18 protein-coding genes and 1 CRISPR repeat array are annotated in these 24732 nt (G+C 38.3%); of the genes, 14 read left to right on the top strand and 4 right to left on the bottom strand.

Going from position 1 to position 24732, the window contains the following annotated elements; genetic code table 11:
• The first annotated feature begins 6 nt into the window (after positions 1–6).
• The 11 genes from csy1 to AC07WY_RS16220 all read left to right on the top strand — a co-directional run bounded on the left by csy1 (position 7) and on the right by AC07WY_RS16220 (position 15972).
• Positions 7–1257 (top strand): type I-F CRISPR-associated protein Csy1, encoded by a 1251-nt coding sequence (csy1, locus tag AC07WY_RS16270; protein ID WP_494736724.1) that lies wholly within the window; start codon positions 7–9, stop codon positions 1255–1257.
• Positions 1257–2141 carry a type I-F CRISPR-associated protein Csy2 gene (gene csy2 / locus AC07WY_RS16265; RefSeq protein ID WP_494736723.1) on the top strand — a complete coding sequence of 295 codons (885 nt, stop codon included), beginning with the start codon at positions 1257–1259 and terminating at the stop codon, positions 2139–2141. Before csy1 ends, csy2 begins: the two co-directional genes overlap by 1 nt.
• A 26-nt stretch (positions 2142–2167) precedes the next feature.
• Positions 2168–3181, top strand: coding sequence for a type I-F CRISPR-associated protein Csy3 (csy3, locus tag AC07WY_RS16260; protein WP_262087680.1), 1014 nt, complete (start codon positions 2168–2170; stop codon positions 3179–3181).
• A 2-nt stretch (positions 3182–3183) separates the two neighbouring features.
• Positions 3184–3789 carry a type I-F CRISPR-associated endoribonuclease Cas6/Csy4 gene (gene cas6f, locus AC07WY_RS16255; RefSeq protein ID WP_262087681.1) on the top strand — a complete coding sequence of 202 codons (606 nt, stop codon included), beginning with the start codon at positions 3184–3186 and terminating at the stop codon, positions 3787–3789.
• A 131-nt stretch (positions 3790–3920) separates the two neighbouring features.
• Positions 3921–8514: direct repeats of the CRISPR family, unit length 28 nt; unit sequence GTTCACTGCCACATAGGTAGCTTAGAAA.
• 171 nt (positions 8515–8685) lie between these two features.
• Entirely contained in the window at positions 8686–8868 is a 183-nt protein-coding gene (locus AC07WY_RS16250; RefSeq protein ID WP_262085365.1) for a type II toxin-antitoxin system HicA family toxin, read from the top strand.
• A 41-nt stretch (positions 8869–8909) separates the two neighbouring features.
• Entirely contained in the window at positions 8910–9320 is a 411-nt protein-coding gene (locus tag AC07WY_RS16245) for a type II toxin-antitoxin system HicB family antitoxin (RefSeq protein WP_262085366.1), read from the top strand.
• Between the two features lie 1164 nt (positions 9321–10484).
• Complete coding sequence (locus tag AC07WY_RS16240; RefSeq protein ID WP_004819818.1) at positions 10485–11018, top strand: fimbrial protein; 534 nt, start codon at positions 10485–10487, stop codon at positions 11016–11018.
• Between the two features lie 79 nt (positions 11019–11097).
• Positions 11098–11826, top strand: a complete 729-nt coding sequence (locus AC07WY_RS16235) for a fimbrial biogenesis chaperone (RefSeq protein WP_494736722.1) — start codon at positions 11098–11100, stop codon at positions 11824–11826.
• A 135-nt stretch (positions 11827–11961) separates the two neighbouring features.
• A complete protein-coding gene (locus tag AC07WY_RS16230; protein ID WP_262085368.1) occupies positions 11962–14535 on the top strand; it encodes a fimbria/pilus outer membrane usher protein in 2574 nt (857 codons plus the stop codon).
• Entirely contained in the window at positions 14532–15548 is a 1017-nt protein-coding gene (locus AC07WY_RS16225; RefSeq protein WP_262085369.1) for a fimbrial protein, read from the top strand. Before AC07WY_RS16230 ends, AC07WY_RS16225 begins: the two co-directional genes overlap by 4 nt.
• 115 nt (positions 15549–15663) lie before the next feature.
• Positions 15664–15972: a hypothetical protein gene (locus AC07WY_RS16220; protein ID WP_419334698.1), complete on the top strand. Its 309-nt coding sequence runs from the start codon at positions 15664–15666 to the stop codon at positions 15970–15972.
• 145 nt (positions 15973–16117) lie between these two features.
• Here AC07WY_RS16220 and AC07WY_RS16215 read toward each other — a convergent pair whose 3' ends face one another.
• Positions 16118–17038: a LysR family transcriptional regulator gene (locus AC07WY_RS16215; RefSeq protein WP_262085371.1), complete on the bottom strand. Its 921-nt coding sequence runs from the start codon at positions 17036–17038 to the stop codon at positions 16118–16120.
• Between the two features lie 102 nt (positions 17039–17140).
• Between AC07WY_RS16215 and aptA the strand changes: the two genes are divergently transcribed.
• The 3 genes from aptA to AC07WY_RS16200 all read left to right on the top strand — a co-directional run bounded on the left by aptA (position 17141) and on the right by AC07WY_RS16200 (position 21634).
• The gene (gene aptA / locus AC07WY_RS16210) at positions 17141–18517 is read left to right on the top strand and encodes an omega-aminotransferase AptA (RefSeq protein ID WP_494736721.1); all 1377 of its coding nucleotides are present in this window, start codon (positions 17141–17143) and stop codon (positions 18515–18517) included.
• 60 nt (positions 18518–18577) lie between these two features.
• Positions 18578–20143: a CoA-acylating methylmalonate-semialdehyde dehydrogenase gene (locus AC07WY_RS16205; RefSeq protein WP_494736720.1), complete on the top strand. Its 1566-nt coding sequence runs from the start codon at positions 18578–18580 to the stop codon at positions 20141–20143.
• A gap of 99 nt (positions 20144–20242) precedes the next feature.
• Complete coding sequence (locus AC07WY_RS16200; protein WP_004819829.1) at positions 20243–21634, top strand: amino acid permease; 1392 nt, start codon at positions 20243–20245, stop codon at positions 21632–21634.
• Between the two features lie 174 nt (positions 21635–21808).
• On the opposite strand, the gene AC07WY_RS16195 is transcribed toward AC07WY_RS16200, so the two are convergent.
• The 3 genes from AC07WY_RS16195 to AC07WY_RS16185 all read right to left on the bottom strand — a co-directional run bounded on the left by AC07WY_RS16195 (position 21809) and on the right by AC07WY_RS16185 (position 24722).
• Positions 21809–22903 carry an AraC family transcriptional regulator gene (locus AC07WY_RS16195; RefSeq protein ID WP_494736719.1) on the bottom strand — a complete coding sequence of 365 codons (1095 nt, stop codon included), beginning with the start codon at positions 22901–22903 and terminating at the stop codon, positions 21809–21811.
• A gap of 250 nt (positions 22904–23153) precedes the next feature.
• Positions 23154–23702, bottom strand: a complete 549-nt coding sequence (locus tag AC07WY_RS16190; protein ID WP_239046181.1) for a fimbrial protein — start codon at positions 23700–23702, stop codon at positions 23154–23156.
• A 9-nt stretch (positions 23703–23711) separates the two neighbouring features.
• Positions 23712–24722: a fimbrial protein gene (locus AC07WY_RS16185; protein WP_419334690.1), complete on the bottom strand. Its 1011-nt coding sequence runs from the start codon at positions 24720–24722 to the stop codon at positions 23712–23714.
• Positions 24723–24732: the final 10 nt, after the last annotated feature.

Raw genomic sequence — 24732 nt, 5'->3', positions numbered from 1 at the left:
GGAAGCATGACAGAACATATTCATCATTTTTTAAATGAACGAAAAGATCTTTGGTTGAAAGACCGTTTAAAAAAAGCAGAAAGTGAAACTGTAATTGCAGAATTACAACGTCAAGCAGATGATAGATTTAGTTTGAAAGTGTGGTTACCTGACGCAGCAAAACGTGTTGCGCAGCTTTTTATGGTCAGTCATCCAAGTAAATTTAGTCATCCAAGCGCAAAAACGTCAAGTATTATTGCTCAAGCGAAACAGCAGAATGATGGTTATTTACGCAGCGGAAATGTGAACTATTCATTCGATGTATTTGGCAATGCGGCTGCAATGGACGTATTTAAATTTTTATCTTTACCGCTGACAGAAAAACTTACGGTATTAGAAGGTTTTGAACAACAAGATGAAGATTTAAAAAAGCTGCTTATGGATGATAATTTAGATTTTGAGTCATTCAGCGCAGCATTTTTAAAAATAAAGGCAACAGATACATCAGTAAAAACTGATCACTTAGTGAAGCAGGTTTATTTTCCCATTGATCAGGATGAATACCATTTATTGTCGATCTTAACACCATCAGGATTGGTGACTAGATTAAAGCAAACAATAGATGAAATACGTTTTTCAGAGGCAACTAAACAAGCCAAAGAATTTCGTAAGAAAAATGAGCATCATACAGAGGGATATGCCGATATTTATGAGCTTACAGTAACGGCGTATGGCGGCACACAACCTCAAAATGTCAGTGTTCTAAATAGCCAAAATGCAGGGCGAGCTTATTTATTATCTAGTTGTCCACCTGTGCTTGAAAAAAGGGCAATTCGGCTACCTAAAACAGATTTTTTTGCACAATGTTTATATCGAAAGAACTATCAGGAAAGTTTTGTCCAATTGCATAAATTTATGCAGTTGGATCTAAATAATATTGATATTCGTATTGCTATACGGAATATTATTCAGTTTGTTGTTGATCAAATATTAGTACAAGCACATAGAACTAGAGAATATTCAGTTGAAGGCTGGTCAAATCAGACTTATTACTTAAATCTACCTAAACTTCAGCGTATTTGGTTGGATAGCGCTTATAGCGCAGAGAGGGAAGATGATACTGATTGGCGTGATGAGTTAAGCCGAGAAATTGCGCGCTGGATAGTACGAAGCTATGAAAAACTGATTAGTAATGCCTATACCTTGGGGACTGCTGAGTTACTTGATGTAAAACTACGGGTTGAAAAGTCGTTGCAACAAGCAAAGGAGTATTTTTAATGCGTCATTTTTTATTGATTCCTCATTTAAAGCTTCACAATGCCAATGCAATGAGTAGTCCTTATACCATTGGATTTCCAGCGATGACGGCTTGGCTGGGTGCAGTCCATACCTTGCAGCGTAAGTTAAAAAGTAAAAACTATGACATTTCTTTAAACAAAGTGGCGGTGAGTTGTCATGACTTTAATTTGCAAACCTATAAAGGGCGAGGAGATTTTGTTCATTCGATCGTAGCTACAGCGAATCCTTTAGATAAAGATGGTAGTAGACCAGCTTTTATTGAAGAAGCGCGTTGTCATTTGGAGGTATCTCTTTTAATTGAATGTCAAAGTATAAATCCAGATGAAAAAGAACAATTTTTAGAGGATGTTTATAAGCTTATTTGTAGTATGAAGTTTGCCAGTGGAGATGTTTTAGATGTTAAAAACTGCCAAATACTGCAATTTGATGAAGATGAACATCAGGATCGGGAATTAAAGCCAATTTTAAATAAATTGATGCTTGGACATGTGCTGATTGAGCGTCGAGATTTAGTGATCGAAAGTATGAATGAAGGTAAAAATGCTTTGGATGCTGTTTTAGATTATTTAAAAGTCACACACAGTTCTGAGGTTGATGATGACGATAAAGTGACATGGGCATCAAAACGAAAAGTACAGGGGTGGTTGGTTCCAATTGCCGTAGGCTTTCAGGGAATTTCTAATTTGGGGCTAGCAAAAAATCAGCGTGATGCCAGTACACCACATCGTTTTGCTGAAAGTGTTCTCACATTAGGCGAATTTGTAATGCCTTATCGTATAGAACATATTGATCAATTGTTATGGCAATATCATGTTGACTTAGAAAACAATTTATATCTTTGCCAAAACATCACAACAAACTAATTTGATATCAAAAAGAGGAAAAACTCATGGCTAAAAATGAAAAAGCGGTTGCAAGTGTGCTCGCATTTGAAAAGAAACTTGTCCCATCTGATGGTTATCTCTATGGTACGAGTTGGGAGAAACGCACTGAACAAACAGCATTAAAACTAATCGAAAAATCAGTGCGAGGGACAATTTCAAATCGCTTAAAACCCGCTGTAGCAAGTGATCCATTAAAATTAAATGCAGAAGTTGAAAAGGCAAATTTACAAAAAGTAGATGCATGTGCTTTAGGTGAAAATCAAGATACTCTAAAAGTTTCATTCACACTTAAAGTTTTAGGTGGTGTTGAAAATCCATCTGCTTGTAATAACGAAAGTTTTTTAAATTCATATCAAGCTGCTGCTAAAAATTATATTGAGCAATATGGCTTTAACGAGCTCGCTAAACGTTATGCATTAAATATAGCAAATGCGCGTTTTTTATGGCGTAACCGTGTAGGCGCTGAAAAAGTTGAAGTTGTTGTAACGATTAATGATCAACCTGCGATTACATTTAATGCATTAGCATATCCATTAAATGATTTTGATCAAGTGGATGAAAAAGTACAAGTTTTAGCAGATCAGATTGCAAAGGCATTAAAAGGTGAAACACCTTATTTATTGATTAAAGTTGATGCTTATGCACTGGTGGGTAAAGCTCAGGAAGTTTATCCAAGTGAAGAGTTAGTACTAGATAAAGGTAAGGGAGACAAAAGTAAAATTCTTTATCAGGTTAATGATGTTGCAGCAATGCATTCTCAAAAAATAGGGAATGCATTGCGTACTATTGATACGTGGTACCCTGAATTTGATGAGAAAAAAACGGCAATTGCAATTGAACCATATGGAGCCGTAACCAATCTTGGAAAAGCTTACCGTACACCAAAAGACAAAAAAGACTTTTTTACCTTGTTCGATAAATACGCTTTAGGTGAGTCTTTAGAAAATACAGAGCAAGAACATTATGTTATGGCTGTTTTAGTTCGTGGTGGTGTATTTGGTCAAAGTGCTAAGGACTAATAATGAAATGTTATCAAGAAATCACACTGATTGATCAGGCTGAGATTTCGCCATATTTTCTTTGGTCAAAAATCTATACTCAGCTGCATATCGCTTTTGCTGAACAGATGGATGAGCAACAAAAGATCCCTTTTGGTGTATCTTTTCCCCAGTATGTTTACGAGAAGATAGAAGGCAGTAAACCTCGTATTGGTAAAAAAATACGCATATTTGCCCAATCAGAAGCAGCGCTGGAAAAGTTGAATATAAGAAAATGGTTAGATCGACTTCCTGATTATGTGCATATCACAGGTGTACGTCCCGTTCCTGAAAAAGTAACGGGTTACGCAGTTTATAAACGTAAGCAAGTTAAAACCAACGCTGAACGTTTGGCTCGCCATCGAGTGAAAAGAGGGGATATTGGTTTTGACGAAGCATTGAGCCGTTATCTTCAAGTAGTGACAACAACTGATTTGCCTTATGTACAGATGCTAAGTTTAAGTACATCGGATGAACAAGATAAAAAGCGTTTTAAGCTATTTATAGAAAAGCAAATCACTAAAAAATCTGAAACTCAGGTTTTTAGTACATATGGGTTAAGTTCTGTGTCTACAGTACCTGAGTTTTAACCCAATATTTTTTCACTCTTTAACAGTTTAATAAAATCAATAAGTTATGATTGTGGGTCAAAACTTTGGTCTTTTATAGGTTTTTAGTCTTAACTCACTGTTATAACTTTATTTTTTGTTTTAAAATTATTGTTCACTGCCACATAGGTAGCTTAGAAAATTGCCATTCATTTTGTTAAGCTGGTTGTACGGTTCACTGCCACATAGGTAGCTTAGAAAGATGTGATCGTTCCTGAGAGTGAAGTTGAAGCGTTCACTGCCACATAGGTAGCTTAGAAATAGCGTATATTTGGCTGAAAATCGCAACCGACGTTCACTGCCACATAGGTAGCTTAGAAAGAGGGGCCAACAGCTATCGGGGCGTTAATTGAGTTCACTGCCACATAGGTAGCTTAGAAAATATTGAAACAACAGGATGGCATATTGCGATGGTTCACTGCCACATAGGTAGCTTAGAAAACTTTATTTGGCACACGCATTATTCCTGAAAGGTTCACTGCCACATAGGTAGCTTAGAAAAAAATAACATCGCACAATGGCGCGGTTCAGTAGTTCACTGCCACATAGGTAGCTTAGAAAGTCAATAGTTACAGATAAGTCACCATTGATTAGTTCACTGCCACATAGGTAGCTTAGAAAATTTGCTAATAGCGGAACGAAAAACACGATTCGTTCACTGCCACATAGGTAGCTTAGAAAGACTAGCTAAAGCTTCACGCGCTTTTTTATCAGTTCACTGCCACATAGGTAGCTTAGAAAACAGGTATGTGAAGCTGCTCAAACTGTAATTTGTTCACTGCCACATAGGTAGCTTAGAAAAGTCTGTCAGTGTTGTCGGGAAAGAAATTACAGTTCACTGCCACATAGGTAGCTTAGAAAATTCCATTGCGTGAAAAGGCAATCCCGTTGTTGTTCACTGCCACATAGGTAGCTTAGAAAAGGAGGATTAACCATCAATGCGAATACAACAAGTTCACTGCCACATAGGTAGCTTAGAAATCTTAATTCAGTAAGCAATGTGTGTAGATCCGGTTCACTGCCACATAGGTAGCTTAGAAACTTAAGAAGAATAGCTGAATCAATTAATACACGTTCACTGCCACATAGGTAGCTTAGAAATGTTTCCGTCTGCCAAAGCAATACAAATGCATGTTCACTGCCACATAGGTAGCTTAGAAAGCATACCGTTAAGATTGGCCCTAAGAAAATCAGTTCACTGCCACATAGGTAGCTTAGAAATCCGAATCCGTGTTGCGATAACGCTTATCGAAGTTCACTGCCACATAGGTAGCTTAGAAAAGCGTATGAGCAAAGAAAAATGGTGTCCAACAAACAGTTCACTGCCACATAGGTAGCTTAGAAAAGAAGCAAAACAGGCATTTGATGGAATGGGTGGTTCACTGCCACATAGGTAGCTTAGAAAAAGATCAGTCATCAGGCAAAACAATTGAGTTTGTTCACTGCCACATAGGTAGCTTAGAAAGACTGCTTGACGATTTATAGTTTCTTGTACTAGTTCACTGCCACATAGGTAGCTTAGAAATTTCCAAGCAAAATATCTATAATCATTATTATGTTCACTGCCACATAGGTAGCTTAGAAATGATAAACCACCAAATTCTGAGTATTATTGGCGTTCACTGCCACATAGGTAGCTTAGAAAGCATCATTAATAGCTTGAATAATAGCTAACAGGTTCACTGCCACATAGGTAGCTTAGAAATTGCAATTACCAACCAAAGTACACAGATTGGGGTTCACTGCCACATAGGTAGCTTAGAAAGATGTCGCACGGAGTACCAGCTTAATGAGATTGTTCACTGCCACATAGGTAGCTTAGAAAATTGGAACAATCTTAAATGGGCAAGTTATTGAGTTCACTGCCACATAGGTAGCTTAGAAAACTGGTGTTTTAGTTGCAACAAATGCAAATGCGTTCACTGCCACATAGGTAGCTTAGAAAATGAAATAAGCATCACCATTAGGGAAGCTTGCGTTCACTGCCACATAGGTAGCTTAGAAAGCCTGATCATTTCCCTTTAATCAATCCAACATGTTCACTGCCACATAGGTAGCTTAGAAATTTACAATTGGTAAAAGGGAAAGTACTGCGCCGTTCACTGCCACATAGGTAGCTTAGAAATAGCAAACCTGCTTCTTTAGCCTGCGCGCATTGTTCACTGCCACATAGGTAGCTTAGAAAAAAGCAAGCATACGCCTCAAGCATGCAAGAAAGTTCACTGCCACATAGGTAGCTTAGAAACAGCGGACACAGGAAATAAATCATATATTATTGTTCACTGCCACATAGGTAGCTTAGAAAAGTTATGATAAGGAAGTGCTTTAATCCGATCCGTTCACTGCCACATAGGTAGCTTAGAAACATACTTTAAACCGTTCGCAAAGAAAGCCCGAGTTCACTGCCACATAGGTAGCTTAGAAATTCAACGATATCACGCGGTTCACCGCTTGATGGTTCACTGCCACATAGGTAGCTTAGAAATATGCAAGTAGGGAAAATTCTTAAGGTTGAATTGTTCACTGCCACATAGGTAGCTTAGAAATGATAAAGATTTGCGAAACGCAACTTCATCTTGTTCACTGCCACATAGGTAGCTTAGAAAAGCCCGTGGTGGTTCTTTTAATTGTTTTAGACGTTCACTGCCACATAGGTAGCTTAGAAATGATTTATTTAAGAAAAAGTGAGGTTTCAACAGTTCACTGCCACATAGGTAGCTTAGAAAACTGGATACACGTTTGGGAACCATTCGGTTGTTGTTCACTGCCACATAGGTAGCTTAGAAATCATTTAAAAAGGCGAGAAAATGCGAGTAAGAGTTCACTGCCACATAGGTAGCTTAGAAAAATTAAAGACGTAAAAAAAGCAGCCGAAGCTAGTTCACTGCCACATAGGTAGCTTAGAAAAAAACTTATTGTTGTTTTTATCAATAAGCAGAGTTCACTGCCACATAGGTAGCTTAGAAAATGATCAATATAACTTAATATTTGTACTGATTGTTCACTGCCACATAGGCAGCTTAGAAATGATAAAGATTTGCGAAACGCAACTTCATCTTGTTCACTGCCACATAGGTAGCTTAGAAATAGTGCAGCTACTGGCAACTCTGTTGCAACATGTTCACTGCCACATAGGCAGCTTAGAAAAATCATTTCACCTTTGATGAACCCGCATTTTTGTTCACTGCCACATAGGCAGCTTAGAAATTGTAGTTGTGCTTGTGTTTGTGCGTGTTGCCGTTCACTGCCACATAGGCAGCTTAGAAAAGAAGGATTTAAACAAGACAGTAAAGGACGTTGTTCACTGCCACATAGGCAGCTTAGAAATCCTCAAGTGGGGCAGCTGTACGCTCAATCTCGTTCACTGCCACATAGGCAGCTTAGAAAAGAAGATGGTGATAGCCAGCTCGACTCGATTCGTTCACTGCCACATAGGCAGCTTAGAAAACCCAAAAAATTTATTTAATTTCTTTTTTAAAGTTCACTGCCACATAGGCAGCTTAGAAAAAAGATAAAAGCAGCATTATTTAGCCATCCATGTTCACTGCCACATAGGCAGCTTAGAAATGAGCAATTCAAGCAGGGTGATAGCTATATTAGTTCACTGCCACATAGGCAGCTTAGAAATCAGAACTCACAACGTTAACACCACCGCCCCCGTTCACTGCCACATAGGCAGCTTAGAAAATCCCAACTAAAATAATTCTGCGTCAATTTCCGTTCACTGCCACATAGGCAGCTTAGAAATACTGAAAACCCGCTCGAAGCCGTGTATCAAGGTTCACTGCCACATAGGCAGCTTAGAAATTATCTCTTAAACCAAATTGATGCACTCCAGCGTTCACTGCCACATAGGCAGCTTAGAAAATATTATTTTTAGGGGAATAAAATGAACGAAAGTTCACTGCCACATAGGCAGCTTAGAAATTGAATGAAGATCGATTACGTGTAAACCAAGCGTTCACTGCCGAGTAGGCAGCTTAGAAATGTATTTCTCTATACAAAAACGGGCGATGTTGGTTCACTGCCGAGTAGGCAGCTTAGAAAAAGAACGTGCACGACAACGAGCAAAAGCCAAAGTTCACTGCCGAGTAGGCAGCTTAGAAAGTCTCCAGTGTAAGCATTGCACTTATCGCCTGGTTCACTGCCACATAGGCAGCTTAGAAACTTTTGATGTGGCTTGGCTTGCCTGTATGTGTGTTCACTGCCACATAGGCAGCTTAGAAATAGCACGTATCAAGTAGTTTATTTGACGCCGAGTTCATTGCCACATAGGCAGCTTAGAAATTGAATTGGTTAGGCGGCGCGGCGAATACGGTGTTCACTGCCACATAGGCAGCTTAGAAAAATTCAACAACAGCAGCAAGTTAGTGCAGAACGTTCACTGCCGCATAGGCAGCTTAGAAAAGATCCAGCTTGGATCGTTACCGAATCTTTATGTTCACTGCCGCATAGGCAGCTTAGAAAAAATTTGGTGCACAGATGCAGGTTTTTAGCGTGTTCACTGCCGCATAGGCAGCTTAGAAAGTTGGGTGTTGATCCTTTGATATGAACGTTGGGTTCACTGCCGAGTAGGCAGCTTAGAAAAATATTATTTTTAATATTTAATTCACTACCGCGTTCACTGCCACATAGGCAGCTTAGAAATTTAGCGAACGCTTGGCAATATGCGGCTGAGTGTTCACTGCTAAGCAGGCAGCTTAGAAACTCTTAAAACTTTACTTAACATTATTTTTTGATGTTTATAGCTGTGTGAATTTTGGTTAAATATTTGATATATTTAAATAAATAATGTTTTTCTATTAAGGAAATACTTTATAGGTTGAATTAATATAACTCTGGGGTTATATTTTACTCATCAAGACAGATGGAGTTGAAATGAAAAGTCTGGAATTGATTAAGATGATTGAAGCAGACGGTTGGTATGAGGTTAGGGTTAAAGGTAGTCACCACCATTTTAAACACCCGACCAAAGAAGGTCTGGTCACAGTACCTCACCCTAAAAAAGATTTACCAGCTGGAACTGTTAAAAGCATTTTAAAGCAAGCAGGTCTTGAGTGACCCACTGCATCCAAACTTCATTTTCTCCAAAAGAGGTGAGTATGTTATATCCAATTGCAGTAGAAAAAGGCTTGAATGATGAAGCCTATGGTGTAATTGTTCCTGATATTCAGGGATGTTTCTCTGCGGGTGATACTTTTGAAGAAGCATTAAGCAATGCGAAAGAAGCAATTGCAGATCATTTGGAGATTCTTGCAGAAGATGGCAAAAATATTCCTTTGGCATCAGAAGTGAGTAAATTTCTTAACGATGAAGAGTTTAAAGGCTTTATCTGGGCAGTTGTAGATGTTGATGTGAACCGTTATTTAGGTAAGGCTGAAAAAATTAATGTCACTTTACCAAGTCGCTTAATTTATCTCATAGATGATAAAGTGGGTAAAGATAAGCAGTATAAATCCCGTTCTGCATTTTTAGCAGCTGGTGCCGAAAAAATATTGCAAGCTTCATCATAGCTAACCAAAAGACCCACTCAATTGAGTGGGTTTCTGAATATTTAAAGAAAAGAGAATGAGTATTAAAACTAATACTCAGCAAGAGGCAAAACATTTTTAAAAAGATCACTGTTCACTGCCTTATAGGCAGCTTAGAAATTTATGGAAGATATAGAGCTTTCGAAAGGAAGGTTCACTGCCATAATAGGCAGCTTAGAAAATATAGCCTTTTCCAGCCATACCGATCCCATTGTTCCCTGCCGAGTAGGCAGCTTAGAAATGCATAATGTTGCTCTGGTGAATTATCATGAAGTTCCCTGCCAAGCAGGCAGCTTAGAAAAAACACCTGAAACCATTCAAGCCGCTGTTACAGTTCACTGCCGCATAGGCAGCTTAGAAATTATGCAAACTTAGGCACTCAAGCGAGTGGCTGTTCACTGCCACATAGGCAGCTTAGAAATGTAGACGGTATCTACCACCACAGTCGTGCTAGTTCACTGCCACATAGGCAGCTTAAAAGAAGCCAACAATACACACATATTAATATGTTAACTATTTCACATTTTAATTTGAAAAAATATTTATATGATTTTTAAAATTAAAAAGTTGAATATTGTATAGAAAAATAAAAATATTCATTCCTTAAACTCATATATAAACATCATCATTGGGCATCTTAACTGGGTTATTTTTCAAACATTGGTCAGTGGGAATTCTAAATTTAAGCGAAATATTAATCAGTAAAATAGTCGTTAAAGCATTGCTATTCCTTGGTCTTTGGACATTGTAAGGGGGTAAGGGTGAGTTGTGATATCGCTGTTTTTTTGCCTGAATTTCGAAGCACACACAGCGAGTTTCAAAGCAAATTTACTTAATCAAATGACATAAAACGATGATTTATACTCATGTGATTAATTCAAAATTTACGCTGAAATAACGTGAATTTTGTTTCTATGTAAAAAATTTACAAAAAAAAATACTTTAAATAAAACTGAAATATGAATGTAATAAATATTTAATATATTGAAATTTATAATAAAAATATTTTTCTCAAAAAATACAAATTTATATACACTTGTATCTATTTCATACACAAAGTGTGACTTTGTTTACATTTTTATCTCAGTGTGCATAATACCCATCGATCTAAACGAATCATTTTTTTGTCTGTATAGGATACTTGGTATGAAAAATACTTTTTTAGCAGCATCAGTTTCAATTTTAGCAATGTCTAGTGCTTTTGCAGCAGACGGCACAATCACAATCAATGGTCTAGTAACTGACAAAACTTGTGATATCGTAACTCCACAAGGTAAAGATTTCACAGTAACGCTTCCTACAGTATCTAAGCAAACTCTTGCTAAAACTGGTGATATCGCGGGCCGTACGCCATTCACAATTAACTTGGCTAACTGCTCTGAAGGCAAAGTTGCAACTTATTTTGAACCAGGTTCAACAGTTGATTTTGGTACTGGTCGTTTAAATAACACAGATGCAACTGGCGCGAAAAACGTTCAAGTTCAATTGTTAGGTTCAAATAACCAATTCATTCCTGTACTTGCTGCTGGTGCTTCTGGCGCGCAAACTAACTCTCAATGGGTAGATGTTGCGGACAAAGGTGCAGCTGATCTTAATTACTATGCTGAATATTATGCAACTGATGCATCTGCTGCTGGTAAAGTAACAACGTCTGTTCAATATACTATTATCTATCAATAATTTTTTATTGAATGGTACGGAGCTAGGTTGTCTAGCAACCTAGCTCTTTTACTTTATTTTAGATATAGAGATAATCGTTATGTTCTTGAATCATTCCTTTCTTAAAAAAGGTTTACTCGCATTTTTAATTCCGTTTGGTGCAGCGAATGCTGAAATCATCATTCATGGCACTCGTGTTATCTATCCATCTGATGCACGTGAAATTACTTTACAGGTAAGTAATAACGGAAATAATCCTGCATTGGTTCAAGCATGGATTGATGAGGGAGATGCGAAATCTACGCCAGATCAATCGAAAGCGCCTTTTATGATTACACCGCCTATATCGCGTGTGGAAGCTAAAAAAGGGCAGTCTTTACGTATTACCAGTTTGCCAAATGCAAATGAGTTAAGTAAAACTCAAGAAACGCTCTTTTGGTTAAATATTCTCGATATCCCACCAAAACCTTCTGCGAAAGATCAGAATGTTGTACCAGATAACTTTTTACAACTTGCGATTCGATCGCGTATTAAGTTTTTTTATCGCCCAGCTGGACTTAAAGAAGATGTCGCTTTGGCACCTGAAAAATTACAGTGGAGCAATAACGGTACTCTGTTAACCGTAAAAAACCCAACACCATTTCATATTACCTTGACTTCTATTATGCAAGATCAATCAGGCAAACGCGTTGATTTGATTTCACAAGGTTTAATGTTGAAACCATTTTCTGATGGAACGGTGAGTTTAAAAAATTCCAATGTCGCTAAGATGACCTTTACCACAATCAATGATTATGGTGGTCGTGTAGAGCGAAATATTAAATTTTAATAGATTGAACAAGTCTTTAAATTTCTTCAATGCAAGAAATTTAAAGCACCTTCGCAATGATGATTTAATCATTTCATTTATCTGAGAGTAAGCGAGTAAAAAAACCTATTCATTTGTTGATAGGCAGACTTCTTTATGCAAAAAAATGAACAAAGCTACAAGTGGATCAAGCGACATATTAGTTACTATGTGGCTTGTGGGGTTATTACGCTCAGCATTCCTGCTTTAGTTAATGCATCTGAAACTGACTTAAAAGAGGCTGAAAAGTCTCCGACTGCTGCAGAAGCAGAATTTGATTCGGCTTTTTTAATTGGCGATGCCAAAAAGATAGATGTAAATCGCTTTAAATATGGCAATCCTGTGTTACCAGGTGACTATAATGTGGATATTTATGTCAATGGTAACTGGTTTGGTAAACACCGTATGGTGTTTAAAGCGACTGAAAATAATCAAAACGCTTTTACCTGCTTTAGCTCAAACCAATTATTAGAATACGGCGTTAAAGCAGACGTGTTAAAAAAAGGCGAAAGTTTTGCTTTGACTGGTTGTCAGAAAATCGAACAGTGGGTTGAAGATTCGTTTTATGAATTTGATACTTCACGTTTACGTGTCGATATTTCGATTCCACAAGTTGCGATGCAAAAAAATGCGCAAGGCTATGTCGACCCTAGTGTTTGGGATCGAGGGATCAATGCTGCATTTCTTTCCTATAATGCCAGTGCATATAAAACATTTAATAAAGTCCAAGGTGGCGAAGAAACGACCAATGCATTTACTTCGATAACGGCTGGTGCAAATTTAGCTGGTTGGCAATTGCGCCATAATGGTCAATGGCAATGGCAAGACCGCACCACCACAGATAATCAATCTAAATCAAGTTATGACGCGATTAACACCTATGTGCAACGTGCATTCCCGCAATACCGTGGTGTATTGACTTTAGGTGAAAGCTTTACCGATGGTGAAATCTTTGATTCATTTGGTTATCGTGGTTTCGATTTTTCCAGTGATGATCGTATGTTACCCAACAGTATGATTGGTTATGCACCTCGTATTCGCGGTAATGCAAAAACCAATGCCAAGGTTGAAGTACGTCAGCAAGGTCAATTGATTTATCAAACAACGGTTGCACCAGGTAGTTTTGAAATCAATGACCTTTATCCGACAGGATTTGGTGGTGAACTTGAAGTTTCTATTTTAGAAGCCAATGGTGAGATTCAACGCTATTCAATTCCTTATGCATCTGTTGTACAAATGCTCCGTCCAGGAATGAGTCGTTATTCTGTGTCAATGGGGCAATTCCGTGATAAAGATATCGATCTAGATCCTTTTATTGTGCAAGGGAAATATCAACGCGGTATCAATAACTCGATCACGGCTTATGGTGGTGTACAGTACTCTGAAGACTATTCAGCAGTAACATTAGGCAGTGCTTTTGCAACACCGATTGGCGCAATTGCACTTGATGTAACGCATTCACAAGCAGATTTTGAACGTCGTAAAAGTGAAAGTGGGCAAAGTTTCCGTATCAGTTATAGTAAATTAATTACCCCAACAGATACTAATTTGACCTTAGCTGCATATCGTTATTCTACAGAAAACTTTTACAAGTTACGTGATGCGATATTGGTACAAGACCTTGACAATAAAGGTATTAGCTCAGCTCACGTAGGTAAACAGCGCAGTGAATTTCAGATTACCCTGAATCAGGGGTTACCACGTGATTTTGGCAATATTTATGCAACTGGTTCGTGGGTAGATTACTGGAATCGTCAGGAAACAACCCGTCAGTATCAAGTCGGTTATAGCAATAACTATCGTGGTTTGACTTATGGTTTGTCTGCAATTAAACGTATTGTTGAAAACAATGCCACAAGTATCAGCAATAGTGATACTGAGTATATGTTGACCATGTCCTTACCACTTTCATTTAAGAAAAGCTCAGCGAACCTTAACTCGATTATGACGCAAGATAATGCGACCGTTGGTGTGAGTGGTGTGGTTGGCGATCGTTTTAACTATGGTACATCTGTATCGACGCGCTATGGTGATAATCCTAGTGCCAATTTAAATGCTCAGTATCGCACTAACTACGCGACTGTTGGTGGGTCATTCAGTGCTGCTGACGGTTATCAACAAGCCATGTTGACTGCACGTGGTAATATTGTTGCTCATCCTGACGGTGTCTTGTTTGGACCAGATCAGGGGCAAACCATGGTGTTGGTGTATGCACCTGAAGCTGCTGGTGCAAAAGTGAATAATGCGACAGGTTTAAGTATCAATAAATCTGGTTATGCGGTGATTCCGTATGTAACACCATATCGTTTAAATGACATTAGCCTTGATCCTCAAGGAATGTCGACAGATGTTGAGTTAGATGGTACAAGTCAGCGTATTGCACCCTATGCAGGTTCAATATCACAAGTGAGTTTTGCAACGAAAATTGGTAAAGCAATTTATATTCGCAGCAAAAAACAAAATGGTGAAACTTTACCTTTTGCAGCAGAAGTATTTGATACAAAAGGTGAAAATATTGGAATGGTTGCGCAAGGAAGTATGGTTTATTTAAGAACCAATACTACAGCAGACTCGGTTACAGTGAAATGGGGCGAAAATGCCAACGAGCAATGCCACATTCAATATGATGTTTCTGCGCAAGCAGCAGACAAAAAGCAAAATATGATTATGGCGGAAGGTGTATGTCAATGAACGGTAAAGTTTTAAATCGTATTCTCTTGCTCATTGCTGGGACTGTGAGTTCAGGCGCATATGCAACTTGTGCACCTCAGCGTGGATTTACCCCGCAAGATGTGAGCATGTCTGTTGGTCGTGTTGTGGTGAGACCAAGTGATGCTGTTGGAACCATTTTACGTAAAGCAACATTTCCAATTTCATCAAATGGATCTACTTATTATTGTGATTATTCGGCAGGCACAATTGAAGCCGTATTGCAGCAAAGATATCCTTTAAGCCCATCAGGCAACTCAATTTATAGTACCAATATTGAAGGGATTGGTATTCGTCTATACCGAGAAGCGGCAGATAATTCTAACTTTTCAGGTTATTACCCTTATACCAGAAGTTTATCTAGAAATACCACCTATCGTTTATCACCTGGATATTTCGTTGTAGAAATTGTTAAAACCGCACCATCCACAGGATCAGGTGCATTGGTCCCTGGACAATATAGTCGCTATAACGTGATTGGTTATCCGAATCAGCCTTTTTTAACCAGTACGGTATATGGTAATGCGATTACCATTGCTTCTTCATCATGTGAAATCCAAGGCAATATTAATAAAACGGTGACACTTCCAACGGTAAACAAGGTTGATTTTAAAGGTGTAGGTTCAACGCAAGGCGAGCAAGCCTTTGATCTCAACATTCTGTGTAATGGTGGAAAAAACCCAACGGGTTATGAAGAAAGCAATAAAATCAGTCTAAGCTTTGATTATGATGCTGTAACCAATACTACAAATGTCATTAGCAACAATGCTGCTGCGGGAAGTAATGCATCAGGTGTTGGCGTACAATTGCTTTCACAATATAAAAATTCGAATAAAGTGATTGCTAAAAATGACAAGCTAGAATTAGGTACATTAAAGTCAAATGATAATATTCAATACAATGTACCAATGACGGCACGTTACTATCAGACTGCAACCAAAGTGATGCCTGGAAAAGTACGAGCTATGGCAACCGTCACAATTGAATATGATTAATTGACGTGAATCATATTTTTTAAAATTATTTTTTTATTTATTGATTGGAAAATCTTGTATTAATAATAAGGTTATGTAATTAATTAACTACACCATTTCTTTAGAGGGGAATGAGATGGAGTTAAATAAAAAACTATCCTTTTTATTAATAACATTTACAACGATATCGAGTTTAAGTTTAGCCACTTATGCAGAGGAGATTCATTTTCAAGGGCAGATTGTAGAATTTACATGTGAAAAGGATTCTAATAATTCTAATTGCAAAGCGATTGATAATACGATTGATGTGTTGAGAAAAACCACTACGATAGATAGCTTTAATTTCAATAACTTAGTTGATAAGAAGGCCAATGGTGTGGCGCATTTAAAAATTCAAGATTTAGAAAGTGATCAGCATAAAATACTGGTGGTAGATTATTATTAAGCCTATTAATTTGTGATATAAATAACATAAATTAAAAATTATGCTGTGTGATAAGTTAAAATATAATCTGATTATTTTAGTTGGATTATATTTTGATTTGTATTAAAAATAATCGAATTTTTAAACTGTTTTAAATCTTTGTATATTATTTTATCGGTTGAACGGTTTTATTTAATATATCCATAAAGGTTTTTAAGATAATATTGTAATTTTTTCCTTTGTGAGTAATTAGACATATCGGCGTACTGTAATGCATTCTCTCTTGTAAAATTGGTTGCATCAAACCATCTTGAACCCATTTTTTCGCATAATGATCGGGTAAAAACCCCATAAATTTTCCTGAAAGGATCAGAAAGGCAATACCTTCTCGGTCACTGGCAGTGGCTGAACAGTTCAACCGTTGATGTAACTTCATTGCATCGGGGGTAATGGCGTAATTTGGAAGAACTGTATTGCATCGTTTTAAGTCATCTAAACTTATTTTACCTAAATGCTGAAAGAGTGGGTGGTTTTGTCCACAATAGAGTGAAGACTCTTCGTTATATAAATGAAAATAATCGAGGCCTGACAATGGACTCACCAACGGAATCGCACCAGCGTGTAAGCGGTTGTCTAAAACACGGCACTCAATATCTGACAGTGTGCTCATACTAATATTAATAACCACCTCAGTATTTTCTTCCGCAAGCTGCGCCAATGTATTGGTGATATAAGCACTGGGCATCGTGACTAAGTTATTAATAATCCCAATATTAAATTCACCTTTGAGCTGATTATGCATTTGATTAATTTTGGCACGAAAGTCCTCAATCGAAGCGGTCAGTACTTCAATATATTCTAAAACTTCCCGACCTTCATCGGTGATGGAGAAGCCTGCTCGGCCACGTTGGCAGAGTCGAATCCCTAAGCGATTTTCCAGATCACTCATATGTAAACTAATCGCAGAACGGCTAATCCCAAGGATACTTTCGGCAGCAGTAAAGCTGTGACAGTCGCAGACTGTTTTAAATATTTTAAGTAATTTTATATCAAAATCAGTAACTTGATTTAATTTTTTGGGTTTCATTTAGTTTTGCTTTTTTATATCTAAACTCAAGATATTTTGAATTTATCAAAACTATCTTGCTTTGTACACTCAAGAGATAACCACAAAACAAGAAGAGTACTTATGTTTGATATCGATACATCAAATGACCGCGATGACGCATTGGAAGCCAGTCAGTCAAATGAGCAGATGAATTTAAATTATCAAGCTCATTGGATGCCATTTACTGCAAATCGTAATTTCCATAAAGATCCGCGCATGATCGTGGGTGCAAAAGGATCATATTTAATTGACAGTACTGGACGTGAGATTTATGACTCATTATCAGGGCTATGGACGTGTGGTGCAGGGCATACACGACTTGAAATCCAACAGGCTGTAAGTAAGCAATTGGCAAAATTGGATTATTCACCTGCATTCCAATTTGGACATCCTTTATCTTTTCAATTGGCTGAAAAAATTGTTCAGCTAATGCCTGAAAAACTGCAACATGTCTTTTTTACCGACTCTGGTTCAGAGTCTGCCGATACTGCGATCAAGATGGCACGTGCCTATTGGCGCATTCAAGGCAAACCAAGCAAAACCAAATTGATTGGACGAGCGCGTGGCTATCACGGTGTAAACGTGGCAGGAACCAGTCTAGGCGGCATTGGCGGAAATCGTAAAATGTTTGGTCAATTGATGGATGTGGATCATTTACCTCATACCTTACAAGCGCATTTAAGTTTTACCAAAGGCTGTGCAGAGACGGGTGGGGTTGAGCTGGCCGATGAAATGCTCAAACTGATTGAATTACATGATGCTTCTAATATTGCAGCAGTGATTGTAGAGCCTGTTTCAGGTTCAGCAGGCTGTATCGTGCCACCAGTTGGTTATTTACAACGGCTACGAGAAATTTGTGACCAACATGATATTTTACTGATTTTTGATGAGGTGATCACTGGCTTTGGGCGTATCGGCAAATGGACTGCGGCTGAACATTTTGGGGTTACACCAGACCTTTTGACCTTTGCTAAACAGATTACTAATGGCGCCATTCCGTTAGGTGGTGTGGTGGCAAGCCGTGAAATTTACAATGCATTTATGCAGCAAGACCTACCTGAACATGCCGTTGAATTTACTCATGGCTATACCTATTCGGCTCATCCTGTTGCTTGTGCCGCTGCTCTCGCCACGTTAAATATACTCGAAAATGAAAATTTAATTTCCCAATCCGCTGGCTTAGCACCAAGCTTTGAAAAGCTTGTTCATGAATTAAAAGGTTCACCTCATATTGTCGACATCCGTAACTGCGGATTGATTGGTGCCTTGCAATTGGCACCACGTGATGGTGATGCCACGATTCGCGGTTTTGAAATTGGAATGAAACTGTGGAAAGCCGGTTTCTATGTGCGTTTTGGTGGGGATACCCTTCAGTTTGGTCCAATGTTTAACAGCACAGAAGCGCAATTAAGCAGCTTGATGAATGCAGTAGGTGAGGCACTTTATCAGGTGAAATAAATAGGGTGTGCCTCTAAGTAAATCAATACGGAACAGCTAGACAATAGACAAGGAAAAGTAATGAACAATTTAGAAAATTTTAGTGGTGGCGAGCTGTCTAATAGCGAAACAGTTGAAGCAGTACAACCGAACACGCTGGTTGGGCATTTTATTCAAGGGGGACTTGTAAGCAAGACCTTAAGAACACAAGCTGTATACCACCCAGCCACTGGTGCGATCAGCAAAGAAGTTGCGCTTGCAGATAGCGACTTAGTCAATCAGGTGGTTCACATTGCACAACAGGCTTTTCCAGCATGGCGTGATACACCAGTGATTAAACGTGCACGAGTGATGTTTAAATTTAAACAACTGCTAGAAGACAATGCTGAAAAACTCTGTGAGTTGATTGGGCAAGAACATGGAAAAATTTGTCATGATGCACAGGGCGAGTTACAACGCGGAATTGAAAATGTTGAATATGCATGTGGTGCACCTGAGTTTTTAAAAGGTGAATACTCAAAAAATGTTGGCCCAGATATTGATTCATGGAGTGAATTTCAACCTTTAGGTGTGGTTGCTGGGATTACGCCATTTAATTTTCCAGCAATGGTGCCATTGTGGATGTTCCCTATGGCGATTGTTTGCGGAAACTGCTTTATTTTAAAACCTTCTGAAAAAACCCCATCCGCAGCATTATATTTGGCGGAACTACTTAAACAGGCGGGTTTACCCGATGGTGTGTTTAATGTCATCAATGGTGATAAACAAGCAGTGGATGCCTTATTACATCATCCAAATATTCAAGCGATAAGTTTTGTTGGTTCAACCCCGATTGCTGAATATATTTATCGTACAGCAACTTCGACAGGCAAGCGCTGTCAGGCTTTAGGTGGCGCAAAAAATCATGCCATTATCATGCCTGATGCAGATATCGATAATGTGGTGAACTCATTATTGGGGGCAGCTTTTGGCTCATCTGGTGAACGCTGTATGGCTTTGTCTGTTGCAGTGGCAATTGGCGATGAAATTGCTGATTTGGTGATTGAAAAGCTTAGCCACGAAATGCAACAACTCAAGTTTGGTCATTATGCAGATCAACAAAATGACTTTGGACCGCTCATTTCGCAAGCACATAAAGATAAAGTTCAAGCTTTTATCCAAAGTGCTGAACAGCAAGGTGCTAAAATCGTTGTTGATGGTCGTGATGCCAAACCTGTCGGTTATGAAACTGGATTTTTTGTTGGCCCGACGCTGATCGATCAAGTTTCAACAGACATGACCAGTTATCAGCAAGAAATTTTTGGCCCTGTTTTACAGGTGATTCGCGTAGAAACCATGCAACAGGCGATGCAGCTAATCAATGATCATGAGTATGGAAATGGTACCTGTATTTATACCCGTGATGGGGAAGCTGCGCGCTATTTTACCCATCATATCCAAGTGGGAATGGTCGGGGTAAATGTGCCATTGCCTGTACCTGTTGCATATCATAGTTTTGGTGGCTGGAAGCGTTCGTTATTTGGTGACTTGTATGCTTATGGGCCAGATGGGGTGCGTTTCTATACGCGTCGTAAAACCATTACCCAGCGCTGGCCAGCTACACACGTTCGTGAAGCCAAGCAGTTTTCAATGCCGACTTTAAATTAATTTTTGCTGTATAGAGGGAAGATCATCGATTTTCTCTCTTTTGAATAAGGATTTAATAATGTAATTCACGATTTTAAAAGTATTTTTAAGGAATAAAATATGAATGGTGTTAAAACAACAAAATTAGGTGAAGGACTTTCCAACCGACATATCACGATGATTAGTATCGGTGGCGTTATTGGTGCAGGTTTATTTGTCGGCTCTTCAGCTGCAATTGCCAAAGCAGGTCCAGCTGCTGTACTGGCTTATATTATTACCAGTATTATTGTTTTTTTGGTGATGCGTATGCTCGGTGAAATGGCCGTTGCTCAACCAGATACAGGTTCATTTTCCACCTATGCGCGTAAAGCAATTGGCCCTTGGGCTGGCTTTACCGTGGGTTGGTTATATTGGTGGTTTTGGGTTTTGGTGATCCCTATTGAAGCAATTGCTGGTGCGGAAATTTTACATGCATGGTTTCCTCAAGTTTCCAGTGCAATTTATGCCTTTGCTTTTATTATTTTACTCAGTTTAGCCAATTTCTTTAGTACCAAAAGTTTTGGTGAGTTTGAGTTTTGGTTTGCTTTAATTAAAGTGGTTGCGATACTGCTGTTTATTGTGATTGGTGCATCGGCTGTATTCGGTCTTTGGCCTTTGGCTCGTGATGTCAGTGGTGTGGGGCATTTATTTTCAAATGGCGGTTTTATGCCGCATGGCATGGGTGGTGTTCTCTCGGCGATTTTAATTTCGGCATTTTCATTTTTTGGTGTTGAAATTCTGTCGATTGCAGCGGCAGAGTCTAAAAATCCACAAGAAAAAATTAAACGTGCCACCAATTTGGTGCTGTATCGCATCATTTTATTCTTTGTTGTTTCGATTTTTCTAGCAGTGGCTTTAGTCGATTGGCGTTCGCCTGATTTACAAAAATTGGGGACCTTTCAGTATGTCTTGGTCAGCCTCAATGTGCCGCAAACCAAATTGATTATGGACATGGTAGTGTTTATCGCGGTGGCAAGTTGTATGAATGCGGCTGTATATACTTCTTCACGGATGCTGTTTGCATTGGGTGCACGTCAAGAAGCCCCGAAAGTTGTGACTAAAATTAATGATGCAGGTGTACCAACGATAGCAGTGTTTGCTTCAACCTTGGTTGGACTGATTTGTTGCGCCGTGAATTATATGTTTCCCGGGCAAGTTTTTGGATTTTTACTTTCAACAACAGGTTCAATTGCTTTAGTGGTTTATTTAGTCATTGCTGTGTCACAACTACGCTCAAGAGCTAAACTGGAAAAAATAGGTGCTCAAGTGACCTTTAAAATGTGGTTATTTCCATGGCTGACATGGTTTGTCATTGTGGTGATTATGAGTGTATTGGGCTATATGTTTTTATCGCCTCAATATAGTTATGAAACAACTTTATCCTTAGGAGTAACTTCCATCGTGGTGATTTGTGGCTTGATGGTGACACGCAAGAATAAAACCGCGAAGCGTATGGCCGTTCATTTGGATTAAATCAGCATTGAACAGTACAGAACAACCAGCAAACTTTGTAGGTTATGGGTAAAGCCAGCACGACAAAGTTTGTTTTTTATGTATGGGCTTTTGCTTTTATCACGCCAGTCTACAAAGCAGAAAAAATAATTTAGGTTGGATGTTCTAGGTTATTTTAGCGAAATTTAGCTTGTTTTAGCTGAGTTGAACATCGTGTCTAATAAGTTCTGTTTCAAAGTTTTCATTTAGATGATGCTTTTCATTTACATCTAATGTTTTATTGATATTTTGCTTTCTCCACATAGAAGGAGAAACACCATTCCATGCTTTAAACGCACGATTAAATGAGGTTTGGTCTTTATAGGCAAGTAAGAAGGCAACTTTTGTGATGGATAGGTTTTGATTTTGGAGATATTTCTTGGCTAAATTTTGACGAATATTACTGAGGATTTCTTTAAAGGAAAGGTCTCTATTTTTTAAATATTTTTGCAGTGCTCTCGCAGAGATATTTAATGATTTGGCAATAGAGTGAATCTGGACATTATTATTTTCAAGTGCTTGTAGCATACTTAGATTAACCAATTCCAAGAAAGAATCCTCCTGAGGCATTTTACTGAGTAATATGTTGGCATGATTCAATAATATTTCTAAAAGAATAGGGTCATAGTATTTTAATTTGGTTTGCAATAAAGAATTCGGTATGACGATTCGAGTTTGCTTTGTATTAAATTTAATCGGGCAATTAAACAGTTGTTGGTATTTTTTTGTGTCATTGGGTTTGGGAATGGCAAGTTCTAGACAATAAAAAACACTTGCATCTGAATCGGTCAGTTGTTGTAAGTGGTGAAACAGGCTAGACACTTGTATTTCTTCAACGATGGTGGTTTCTTCTAGATATAAACCCACTTGTAAATATGCAGGTTTATCCCATGAGATTGAAAAGTGGTTTTCCTCAATAAGCACTTTTTTGGGAATATAATTAAACCAAAGCTTTTCGTATTGAGCCAGTATTTCGATATAGTCAAATAATGTATCACTCGACTGAGCCATATAAGCCACAATGCCGATATGTTTGGGCTGAACCAAAGCACCGATATCTAATCCAATACCCACTTGGGGATATTGTTTGTTGATTTCTTTTATTTTCGTGAGCCATTCGCCAAATGGTAGGTGATCATTGATTAGATATTCAGCATTGTTTGAAACATCTAAGCCTTTTTTTTTACAGAAATCGTCTAATAAAAGTGCCATTCCTTTATTAACACTTTTTATTTTAAAAAAAGTTTTCATGAATTCTCCCAATATTCATTCGATGTTTCTGTGTATTTATTTTTTATTTAAAGTAATCAAAGATTTGTCGTTATGTGTGAGGTCTTCATTTTTCTTTAAAGCGATGTGGGGATTTGAATGATGAAAATAGATAAAATTCTCCGCTATTTTTTATGCCATTCAAATGAGAAGGATGAGTTCTTAACCCTGTGCTTTAAAAAGTTTGAATACTCAATCGTATTAACCGTCAATAATAAATCGCGTTATGTGCTCAGTCATATTGAATAGAAAACTGAGCATTTGCATTTGCAATCCCTGCGAGGGCTTGTGCTTTGGTCACGATATAATTTGCATAAAAGAGTGCCGAAACATTGCCATTGATGTCTGTGCTAAAGGCTTCGCTTTTCTTGCCTAAAGGCAATCTTTTTTTATCTTGATCTCGGATTTCTATCGCAATATTTTCAGCCTTATTGGCTAAGGCATCGAGCGCTAAAAGTTCAGCATTTTCAGTATTTCGAGGTCCCTCAAAAGTGATGGTCACAGATCCATTCGGCGGACAGTTACTCATCTCAAAATGAATCGGGGTTGGTTTTGATTGACTACCGACATTCGGTAAGTCTTTGCTTGCAACACTGCCAAGCTGAATATATTTATCTTGTTCAGAACTTAACACGCCACAGGTTGCTGTCGTCACAATCCCTGAAAGTTCAATATTCACTCGACCCAGCTCTACATTACTATTTTGAGCATGAGTGATCTGATGAATATTTAAACAACATAGCAGTGTGGCAGCAGCCATATATCTTGCTCTATTTTGCATTATCGTCTCCTAATCAAAATCCACTCTGAGATATCCTCTAGATTTAAACGGACCAATGACTGGTTTATTCCCAGTGATACTGACGGGCCAAGCTTTGATGGTCACATTTGCTGGTTGTTGATTGAGATTAAACGGAATCACGCTATTGATATTATTGGGCAATAACACATTGTCATTTTGATCTGACATCTTAAAGCCAATATCTGGATTATCTGAGATCATCATATCTCCAGTGGCTTTTTCAGCCTCAAGCCGAAGTGTCAGCATTGCTTGGGCATCAATATTGGTACATTGAATCGCTAAGGTATGACTCTGTTTATTGACATTGTTGGGTTTATTGCCAGGACCCGCCTGACTAAAGGCATAGGCTGGAATTTCCCCAAACTTAATTTCTAAAAAGTCACCTGTGCCAATTTTGCAGCTTTGTGGAACCGTAATAGAACCGCTGTAACTGATCTTATAAACAGGGATACTTAATGGATCTGCTGAGCCCGTTGTGACATACACAGTAAACATGGTTTTTTTCGGGATAGGCACAAAATCAATAAAGGGTTTAATCACTTTGAGACGAAAGGTAAAGTTTGAATCCCAAATACCAAAGGGTTGCCCTCTACTTACATTGGGATCTGTACCCATCTGTACATAATTTGCAGGAGGATAAAAATCTCCCGCAAAGCTATCGGTAATTTTCATGGCACCGACCAAATAATCGTTGATCGGTAAGTATTTATAGCGATCAATGGTTTCTACCACAGACAGGTCGGAAACATAACTACGCATGGTTCTATTCCGACTAATATTGGAATTATGAGCTGGGCAGGTTCCATAAACTTGCGAAGAAAAATTCTTTTTAAGCTCTACAATTTTACCTACAGCGTTATTCGAGCTGCTGAAGCTATTGGACAGATCATAAAAAACTTCATCCACCACACCGTTTCCTTTACTGTTCCAACAGACAACTGCAAAAGATGGGGCAGACGCAAGCAACAACATACTGGAAATTAAAAGTTTAAATTTCATATGATCTCTC

The organism is Acinetobacter sp. GW821-FHT01C12 (genome assembly GCF_059422625.1).
This window is presented reverse-complemented; position numbering and strand designations above follow the sequence as displayed.